Origin of the sequence: Fibrobacter sp. UWR4, assembly GCF_003149045.1 — a bacterium.
Taxonomy (GTDB): domain Bacteria; phylum Fibrobacterota; class Fibrobacteria; order Fibrobacterales; family Fibrobacteraceae; genus Fibrobacter.
On the sequence record NZ_QGDU01000066.1, the window covers coordinates 1 to 7,645 of the forward strand.

At 39.7% G+C, this 7,645-nt stretch carries 7 protein-coding genes; all 7 read left to right on the forward strand.

Annotated features, from left to right (window positions below):
* Nucleotides 1-1,251 (forward strand): RHS repeat-associated core domain-containing protein (locus tag BGX12_RS14865; RefSeq protein ID WP_146196382.1); only part of this gene is annotated, 1,251 nt, incomplete at its 5' end.
* Nucleotides 1,232-1,489 (forward strand): hypothetical protein, encoded by a 258-nt coding sequence (locus BGX12_RS14870; protein ID WP_109736809.1) that lies wholly within the window; start codon nucleotides 1,232-1,234, stop codon nucleotides 1,487-1,489. The genes BGX12_RS14865 and BGX12_RS14870, both read left to right, overlap by 20 nt.
* A 59-nt stretch (nucleotides 1,490-1,548) precedes the next feature.
* Nucleotides 1,549-3,054: an RHS repeat domain-containing protein gene (locus BGX12_RS15880; protein WP_233246422.1), complete on the forward strand. Its 1,506-nt coding sequence runs from the start codon at nucleotides 1,549-1,551 to the stop codon at nucleotides 3,052-3,054.
* Entirely contained in the window at nucleotides 3,051-4,079 is a 1,029-nt protein-coding gene (locus BGX12_RS14880) for a hypothetical protein (protein ID WP_109736810.1), read from the forward strand. Before BGX12_RS15880 ends, BGX12_RS14880 begins: the two co-directional genes overlap by 4 nt.
* A 370-nt stretch (nucleotides 4,080-4,449) precedes the next feature.
* Nucleotides 4,450-5,610 (forward strand): DUF262 domain-containing protein, encoded by a 1,161-nt coding sequence (locus tag BGX12_RS14885; RefSeq protein ID WP_109736811.1) that lies wholly within the window; start codon nucleotides 4,450-4,452, stop codon nucleotides 5,608-5,610.
* Nucleotides 5,603-6,607, forward strand: a complete 1,005-nt coding sequence (locus tag BGX12_RS14890; protein ID WP_158278284.1) for a DUF3696 domain-containing protein — start codon at nucleotides 5,603-5,605, stop codon at nucleotides 6,605-6,607. Before BGX12_RS14885 ends, BGX12_RS14890 begins: the two co-directional genes overlap by 8 nt.
* Nucleotides 6,608-6,732: 125 nt before the next feature.
* Entirely contained in the window at nucleotides 6,733-7,368 is a 636-nt protein-coding gene (locus tag BGX12_RS14895) for a hypothetical protein (RefSeq protein WP_109736813.1), read from the forward strand.
* Nucleotides 7,369-7,645: the final 277 nt, after the last annotated feature.

Consider the following 7,645-nt stretch of genomic DNA (forward strand, 5'->3'; position numbering starts at 1 on the left):
AATGGCGTGACGGAGACCCGCCTTTACCTCGGCGGCCTCGAGATCTGGCGCAAGACCGTGAACGGAGCGCTCGAGACCGAGCGCGAGACATTGCACATAATGGACGGGCAGAGGCGCATGGCCCTGGTGGAAACGCTGACCGTCGAGAACGGGAACAAGGTCTTGAATCCCGCCCCCGTGCAACGCTACCAGCTCGACAACCATCTTGGCTCCGCGTCTCTCGAACTCGACGCATCCGCGAACATCATCAGCTACGAGGAATACTACCCCTACGGCGACACAAGCTACCGTGCCGGACGCAACGCGAGCGAAGTTCGCCAGAAACGCTACCGCTACACCGGCAAGGAGAAGGACGAAGAAAGCGGCCTTTACTACCACGGGGCCCGCTATTACGCCTGCTGGCTGGGACGCTGGACCGCCGCCGACCCCATAGGCATCGGCGACGGGTTGAACGTGTACATGTACGTGCACGGAAACCCCCTAAGCGGCGTGGACCCGAGCGGAACAGGGACGGAGGATTCGAATTATAAGTATGAGGCTTATCCGAAGCCGGATGAAGTTGATAATCAGCCTATGGTTTTTCGTAATGGTGAAAATAAGGCGGAAAACGCTGTTTCAAACGAAAAAACAAAAAAGCAAATTCAGTCTGCAAAATCAGGGAATCAAGAAACGCCTGATGTTCTAGATTCTGTAAAGTATCATGATACCATAAAAAAAATGGAGCCAAAGTCAAAAAAGGAAATGATAATAAATTCTGAGGAGCCTAATGAAAAAATAAAACTTTTGCCTGCAGAAAATACAAATTCTGAACAACCTTTCAATGAAATTTCGATGTTCTCGCAAGTGGAAAAATACGAAAAGCAAATAAATAAAATTGCTCAAAATAAAAAAATTGATAGTGAACTCGTGAAAGCAATTATGCATATGGAAACAACTCATGGGTACTATGATGTTATTCCAAGTTTATTTAATTTGAATAAAAGTATTTTACCAATGAATATAAACGTAAAGTATTGGGGGGATGTTTTTGGCTCTCGCGAAGAATTGAAAAAACCAGAAAAAAATATTGAAGCGGGTGCTGAGATGATTGTGAGAATAAAGAAATTGTTGCCTGCAAATGCTTCTATAGAAGAAATTGCAACCTTATATAATAATATTAACGCAAAACGTATTTCTGATTATGGAATGAGGGTAAAAGCCATTTACGATAAAAAACTATGGGAGAACAGAAATGCAAATAAAAGAAAATAGTGAGTTGTCGACCATTGTTCTATACACTTTTTTTCAATCTATGGTGGTTGGAATTTTTATGGCGTATATAGCTTTAAATCACAATGCCCAGGGACAATTTGTTGATTTAGAATCGGGTGAGATTTATTATTTAAATTTAGCAATTGTTTTTGGGTCTTGGTTTGTTGGAAATTTGTTTTTTTGTTTAGCGATATTTGCTATTGTTTTCCTTACAAAAAAATTATGGAAACTTAAGTAATCAAGTTCTACAGCAAAACTCCAATTTTGGGTTGCAAATAATTATCCTATATTGATTCTATGCTTTGCGTTTCTTTACAGAGAAAGCTTCCCAAATTTCAGGAGGAACCTTCTGATTTAGAAACGCAGTTACTTGAGTTGGGTTTCCTTTGCGAAAATGAAAACGCAGTCGGGCAGACTACGGCGAACTTCGCCTACAACGCCCATGGCAGCATGGCCTCCATGCCGCACCTCTCCGCGATGGACTGGGACTTCGCCGAAAAACTGCGCCACATCACGCGTGGCACGACTGAGGCCTACTACAACTACGACGGCAACGGGATAAGGACTCGCAAGGTTGTAGTGAAAAATGGCGTGACGGAGACCCGCCTGTACCTCGGCGGGTTCGAGATCTGGCGCAAGACCGTGAACGGGACGCTCGAGACCGAGCGCGAGACCCTGCACGTCATGGACGACCAAAGGCGCATTGCAATAGTCGAAACCTTGACTGTGGAAAACGGGAACCGTGTCGCGGGCCCCGCGCCCGTTTTACGCTACCAGCTTGACAACCATCTCGGCTCGGCATCACTTGAACTCGACGCCTCCGCCAACATCATCAGCTATGAGGAATACTACCCCTACGGCGACACAAGCTACCGCGCCGGACGCAACGCGAGCGAAGTGAGCCGGAAGCGCTACCGCTATACGGGAAAAGAAAAGGACGAGGAAAGTTCCCTTTACTACTGCGAGCAGCGCTACTACGCCGCTCACATCTCACGGTGGGTATCTACTGACCCCACATGGCTTGAGGACGGCATCAACCTCTACGCCTACGTGCACGGGAACCCCGTAAGCGGCGTGGACCCGAGCGGAACGCAGACCGTTGATGAAATTTCACCGTTGCCTTCTGATTTTGATGAGAAAGCTCGCTCTAGTTATGAGGACTACGATGATGCTAAGGCAAGTAAGGTTCTGATTGATGCAATAAGGGCGAATGTGTCGTCTGAGTTGAGTGATGATGGAAAAAAAACGATTGAATCAATAATTGAGATGATTCAAAATGGATCGCTTGATAATGAAATATATAGAGAGGGAATTGAAGAAAAACCGGAACTTGGTTCTAAAGCAAAACCTACGAATTTGAAACATTTAGTGGGAAAAGACTTATATTATATTGCAAGAGCTCGAGATTATCAGATACGAAATAAAACAAATAAAATACCTGAATACTATATTGAATATGGAAATAAATACATGTTCAAATTTAAATATGAAACGAAAGATTTATTGTCTTCGCAGGGAAAGGATTGGTCCGATAAAACACTTAGATATTTACATCAATCTATGGAATCTGGACTTCAGAAATCTAAAGTAGACATGGAAAATGATTCTTGGAAATTAAAAAATTTTGCTTATGAAACTCATCCCAAAGCTTATATTGAAGCGGGTTTGTTTGATCTTCCAAAAGAAGATTGGTTTAGAATTATGAAAACCCCTGACTTTGCCGATTTATCGACGCCCTCTGGACTTGAACAAATAATTAAAGTGGGCCAGGAGTTTATAAAACAAAGGGTGCTTTCAAAATGAAATTGTGGGATAACGTATTAAAATTTTTAATTTCATTTTCGGTGTTTAATCTTTTAGGTTGTCTAGATGGTAAAAACATGCAAATAAAAGAAATAAAAGTTTTAGATTACAGAATAATTCCTTTGGATGTTTTTGTGAAAAATAAGGATTCTATTTCTGTATTGGGGTATAGATTTTCAGACCTAGATGGTTACGCTTTTGTTCCTGTGACATTAAATTCTAATGATGATGGAAAAACTTGGAATTTGAAAGTATTTCCTGATGCAAAAAATATGCCTCGATTTTTTAGGTATTCGAAGTATGTTTTTTTATATAATTATGAGAAAGAAGAAACATGGGCTTCTGTGTATATATCGGAGGATTCTGGGAATTCTTGGAACTTGTTTGGAGAACAGGATCTGCTTATTTGTGAAATACCAGTATTTGGCAATCTTGATGTCAAAAATCCTGAAGTTCATCAGATTAATAAAATCACAGCCGATGATTCTTGGTATGTAGAGGAAGAACCTTTATATACAAATTTTATAGTTCGTAAGGGAAATCCTGCTTTTACATCACAAGTTGGGCGTATAAATCGTTATGATGGGTCATCAACTATTATTGATGTGAAACAGGATGTTCATTCTACATTGATGTTTTATGATGAAGAAAATTATTGGATTTTAGGGAAAATATATCGTTCGGAACCTCGAAAAGCGAGCGTAGTTCTTCTTAAATCTAATGGAAATCATGTTGAAAAGATAGGTGAATGGCGTAATTTGTCAGGTTCTAAGCATGCCTCAGATTCGCCAAAAGCAATTTTGTTGACTGATGAAATAATTGCATTTGCCGTTACGGGGCCATTTTTGTCAGGTCCGACCGTATTAAGGTATAGCATAGATAAAGGCTCTCATTGGGAAGAAATAGAACTGCCTACATCAGAAACCGTACAACTTTCTTATGATGATATAAACAAAAAATTAGAAGTAGCGCTTGCCGACCAACTTTATTTTCGATATATTGAAATACCTATAGGGGATCAATGATATTTTTTGCCGTTAATATAAATCTATATTAACCATATGTCCTGCGCTTCGTTACAGAGAAAGTCCCGCAAATTTCAGGAGGAAGCTTCTGATTTAGAAACGCAGTTGTTTGAGTTAGGATTTCTCTGCGAGAACAGCGACGCAGCCGCCCCGGACTCGCTGCTGGAATCGGAAACGTTTACGACGGTTACCGCCTACGACGCGCTGAACCGAGCCACGAGCATCAGGACCCCGTGCAACCCATAAATAGCGTGCAAAACGAGTGTCGTATAAAAATGCTTACTTTTTTCTATGGTTGAGAGTTGCCGTGGACGGCGTTTTGCTACTATATCTAGCAGAAGATACGGAAAATTTTTTATAAATTTACAGCATGGAACCACTCAAAATAGACGAAATTGACAAGAATGAAATAGCCGATGAAAGCGGTCTTACTTTAGAATTGTTCTCGCCTGACTCGGCAGAAACGACCTCTGTTGAGAGTGAATTTGACAAGCCATTTAAGCCTAGAGACATAAAAATAGACGTTAAGCCTATTCCTATTGAACGGATTATAAACCGATTTAATAGGCGCGAAATTATCTTGAATCCGGATTTTCAAAGAAAAAGTGTTTGGGATATTAAACGCAAATGTCGCCTAATTGAGTCTCTAATGTTGAACATCCCTTTGCCAATCTTTTATGTGTCAGCGGATGAGAATGGTGTATGGTCGGTTGTTGATGGTCAACAGCGTCTTACGGCAATAAAGGAATTTATTGTAGATAAAAGCTACAAATTGACAGAGTTGGAGTTTTGGAAATCTTTAAATGGCAAAGGAATTGATGAACTTCCTGCGTTGCAGTATAATCAGATAATGGATTCTACATTTCAGTTCGTGATTATTTCTCCAAGTACTCCAGAAAGCGTGAGACGAAATATTTTCAAAAGAATTAATACTGGAGGTTTGCCTTTGTCATCTCAAGAAATCCGTCATGCTCTTTATCAGGGAAAGGGAACGGATTTGTTGAACGATCTGTCGCAGAGCGAAGCCTTTAAAAATGCTACGGGAAAATCAATAAAAAGCGAAAGAATGGGTGATAGAGAAATCATTCTCCGATTACTTGCTTTTTACATTCTAGGTAGGGAGAAATACCCTTCCAATTCCGATATGGATTCCTTTCTTTGTAAGGCTTTAAAACTTTTAAACGAAATGCCCAAACTTGATGAAATAAGAGATTTTTTCATCAAGGCTATGGAGCGGAGTTACATTCTTTTTGGTGATTATTCTTTTAGAGTTTCTTTAGGCAAGAATTATCGTACTCCAGTGAATAAATCGTTGTTCGAAACAATTGGCTATATTTTGATGAAGTGCAATGGTGACGATTTTGAAATGTTGAGACAGAAGAAAGATGTTCTTTCAGTAAAATTGATGGTTTTGTTTGGTGATGGCAATATACGTAATGCCTTGTCGCAAAATAGTTGGAAAATTACCAATGTCAATTTGCGGTTTAATAAATTTGAACAAACATTTAATGAGGTCTTGGCTGATGCTTGAATCTCTTGAATTGAAAAATTTTAAGTCGTTTCTCGATCAAAGGTTTGAATTTAAACCTTTGACTATTTTGGCTGGAATTAACGCTTCTGGAAAATCATCGGTGGTTGAAGCGATAAAATTCCTTTATGATGATAAATCGAAAGAGCCGATGCATTTTGACGATGAACCCTATGCTCTAGATGATATGAAAAGTAAGTTGACTAGGGACGAATGGTTCAGTGTGTCTGCTTTATGGAATGGGGAAAGCCTTCGTCTTAAGATCGATTTGTTGGATGAAAATCCGCCTCAAGTCGGTTTAAATCAAGTATTAGAACGAAATGATTTGCAATTGATTTCCGCGTCAAGAATAGGTCCTCAAGAATATTACAAATTGAATCCTTTATCCAAGGATGATTATCTTGATAAAAATGGTCAATTCATATTTGACTATATTCTAAAAAAGGATGAAAAGAATATAAAAATTGATGAAAAATTAAAATATGAAGATTCAGTTTCTTTTAAGGACAATGTTAGCGATTGGCTTCAAATAATTTCACCTAATTCAAATTTAAAACTTGATATAACGAAAGACCGAAAGCAGGTCAAACCTTATTACAATGACATAGAAGCTGTAGAAACGGGATTTGGTATTAGCTACTCGTTACCGATTATTGCGACACTGCTTGATTCTGATATAAAACTTTTAGTTGTTGACAGTCCAGAAGCTCATTTGCATCCTAAGGGACAGTCTGAACTCTGTAAGTTAATTGCTAGAGCTGTTGCTGCAGGGAAACAGGTTGTTTTGGAAACACATAGTGACCATATTATTGATGGAGTAAGGGTTGCTGTAAAGCAGGAACTGATAAATTGTGATGATGTGACAATTTACTTCCTAGAACGAGACGCGAATGAGCCTTCGAAGGCTACCAAAATTTCTGTTGATTCATATGGCAATTTATCTGAATGGCCAGAGGACTTTTTTGACCAGACTATTAAAGACGCGGGAGTTCTCCTTTAATGACTGTATTCTGCATAAATCCAGAATCGTTGATTATTTCTAATCAGGTCTACGCCTCCTCAATACAATCTTATTTGGATGAGACCCTTTCGTTACTTGCGAGAAAATGGTCAAATCATTCAAGGATGGGAGAACTGTCTATTTTTTTTGATGATGTTCATTGCTCTACCTTAGTATTTTTTAACCTTAAAGATTACTATAAAAATCTGGGCTTTAGGAAAAGAGATTTATTTAACGTTTTACTCCGTTCCTTTAAAAGCAAAGAGATTGATATCGCTTGTCAAACGCAGAATATGCAGGTGAAACATTTTGGTCAAGGTATACCATATGATAGAATGTTTGCATACATTTCTTTAAATGGATTCAATTCCCTTAGTTTGCCCATACAAAATTGGATGAAAAATCCGCAAATCACTTTCGTTCTTGTTCAAAACCAACAATGCAGCAATGGAAGTGTACCAAATTATTTTGTAGATCAGTCTAATATTGATAAGGTTGAACAATCTTTTTTGCCTTTCGAACTAAACGATACTGAAAAATTTGAAAAAACAAAGCATCAGTATCACGCAAAACCTGGACTAGCAGGTGTTCCTATTTACAGGCGTAAAAGTGATAATACGCTTTGGTACGAAGATCGCTTCCATGCCACGCATTTTGAAGTTTTTGATTCTAGAGGACAAGGGTATTTGGGGGAAGCTCCTAAAAATCAATGGGGTATTATAAATCCAGTTCCAAACGCAAACAAGCGCCCGATATTATAATTAGTTGTGTTCGCCAATTTGGAAAAGCTGCTGAACATGTTGGAAATGTGGTTCTGGTTATTTCCGCCGGCGAGTAGCATTCGCGTTAGGGATAGTGACCCCTTGGGGCCGAGACTCGCGAAGCGAGGCTTGGTTTTAACAGCGCTGCGGGCGGTCCGCAAGGACCGCACGATGTGCGTTAAAATATAGCCCGACCCACGCCAGTGGGGAACGCCCAAAAGAAATGTCAGGACTTTAACAAGAAGACCAAGGAAGAACTTCTCGACATGATGAAGAC